General features: G+C 28.9%; 3 protein-coding genes and 1 pseudogene. 1 reads left to right on the plus strand and 3 read right to left on the minus strand.

Annotation, left to right across the window (positions count from 1 at the left end; genetic code table 11):
- Positions 1–236, minus strand: a 236-nt coding sequence (locus HMPREF3031_RS13375; protein WP_257243622.1) for a YSIRK-type signal peptide-containing protein, incomplete at its 3' end; no start/stop codon positions are given.
- A 529-nt stretch (positions 237–765) separates the two neighbouring features.
- Between HMPREF3031_RS13375 and HMPREF3031_RS11785 the strand changes: the two genes are divergently transcribed.
- Positions 766–1,293, plus strand: coding sequence for a hypothetical protein (locus HMPREF3031_RS11785; protein WP_070626401.1), 528 nt, complete (start codon positions 766–768; stop codon positions 1,291–1,293).
- A gap of 186 nt (positions 1,294–1,479) precedes the next feature.
- Here HMPREF3031_RS11785 and HMPREF3031_RS13755 read toward each other — a convergent pair whose 3' ends face one another.
- Both HMPREF3031_RS13755 and HMPREF3031_RS13760 read right to left on the minus strand, forming a co-directional pair.
- Positions 1,480–1,644, minus strand: coding sequence for a transposase (locus HMPREF3031_RS13755; RefSeq protein WP_373880224.1), 165 nt, complete (start codon positions 1,642–1,644; stop codon positions 1,480–1,482).
- Positions 1,645–1,649: 5 nt separating this feature from the next.
- A pseudogene (locus HMPREF3031_RS13760) lies at positions 1,650–2,000 on the minus strand (hypothetical protein); the annotation flags it as partial.

Below are 2,000 nucleotides of genomic sequence, written 5' to 3' on the forward strand. Positions count from 1 at the left end.
GCCTTCTCTTCTGTTGAAGGCTGTTCTGTTGTTGCACCTTCACTTGTTACTTTTTCTTCTGTTGATGCTTGTTCTGTACTAGCATTTTCTTCTGCTGCTTTAGCTACATCATGTCCTGCCCCAAAGATTAATGTTGCACCTACTAAAATTGATGCAGTACCTACTGTGAATTTTCTTATGGAATATTTGTTATTGATATTTGGTAGAAAATCTAATTTCCTTCTTGTTTTTTTCAAAAAAAACAGCCCCTTTTTCTTTAGTGTTAATCATAAATATGTCGAAGTAAACAATATAGTGTAATTCAAAGTTTAGTATATCCAAAAAAAATTATATAACAACAACTTTGAGCAAGACATTCGAGGAAAGTTACATACCTCGACATAGGATTCTTATGAACGTTTGATTTTTGTTAGACTGAATGAAAGTATGTATAATAAATGAACAGTTTTTAGATGTTTTGTAACGAGTTAAACAGCTTAGTGATTATAATTCAAATTAAATTATGTATCAAAGTTAGCTTTAACACTTAATCAGTGTTATTGTATAGTAATGATATAATTAGATTCCCTGATATAGAGTAGTTATGGTAGGAACGATTACCTATATTACTATGTATTGAGATAGGAATATAAATGTTAACTATCATATAAAAAAGTTCGAAAATTCGGAGTGTTTATTGTGAGAAACAAAGGAGGATAATTTTTAGAATCGGTCAAATAGAAAATAAAAAGATTAAAGTTATTCTATATTAACGGAGTGGGAAAGATGGATAGAGACTACTTCATTTTTAAAGAAATATTAAACAGTGAAGATTATAAAAAAGTTAAGGCCAACCAAAAATATATATTAGCATTGATGTATTCATTTATGAATGTTTATAACAAATTGTCAATAAACCAAAATCAAATTATTCAATTAGCTAATATAAGTCGAGAAACTTTTAGACAAAGTAAACGGATACTAAAAAAGCATAAACTTATTGAATATACTTATTATTCTAAAGTACATCTAAACATGCCAGTAAATCGGGAGAAAATATATATTCACATTGATTTAATAAATGGAAAATACAGTCATTTAAGTAATGGAGCAAAACTTTTCTATAGTTATTTTTTAAATGAACAAAATAACTTGAATGAGCGCTATATAAAATATACATTATCTGGAATAATGAATGAGTTTGGCGGCACTTATAATACAATAGAAAATATTTGTCAGGAACTAATACAGGAAAAGTTATTAGTTAAAAAGAAAGAAGGCGTTTCATATATTTACCACTTCAAAGAAATATAAAGAATTATAAAATGTATATAACCTACAATCATTAAAAAAAGAAGTATAGGTGTAGCTAAATCATTAAGCACTTCCGTAATGTAACGCGGCTGGGATATAATTGTTCTGAAACCTAATAAAAATGAAAATCGTTCCTTTTTTATTTGACAGAGAACCAAATAGAACTGGTGGGCTAAAATACAGAGATTAAGCAGCATAAAGTTGCTTGATCTCTTTTTTTGGATTAGCTGCAAAAAGATTTGTACATAAAATGATACGACTGCGTAAATTACCAAAATTTCTATAACCAAAAGATATTCTCTGTATCAGCTTTATTTTAGTATTTATTCCCTCAAATAGACCGTTGGTCAATTTACTTATTCAAAAGTATTTCTTATCATACTATTGTGCTTTCTAAGTGTCTTAACAGCTGTTTGAAGTTTAGGAGCAACGCTATTGATTTCTATATTTTTCAAGGCAGTTTCAAAAGCAGCTTTATTAATTATTCGAGTAACTGTGGAATTACTGACATGACAAGATTCAGCAACAGATTTTTGCGAACGTATGTCTATCGACTTATTCAGCACAGCTAATCGTGTGTTTTTAGAAATATAATAATTCCGCTCAACGACAGGTGTTTCAGCAGTAAAATAACTGCAGCGCTTTTTAAAACCATTTTTAATTATAGAATAGCTCGTATTTTCGTGTCCGCAAAGTTTACATCGCTT

Origin of the sequence: Staphylococcus sp. HMSC072B07 (genome assembly GCF_001815505.1) — a bacterium.
Lineage (GTDB): Bacteria > Bacillota > Bacilli > Staphylococcales > Staphylococcaceae > Staphylococcus > Staphylococcus simulans.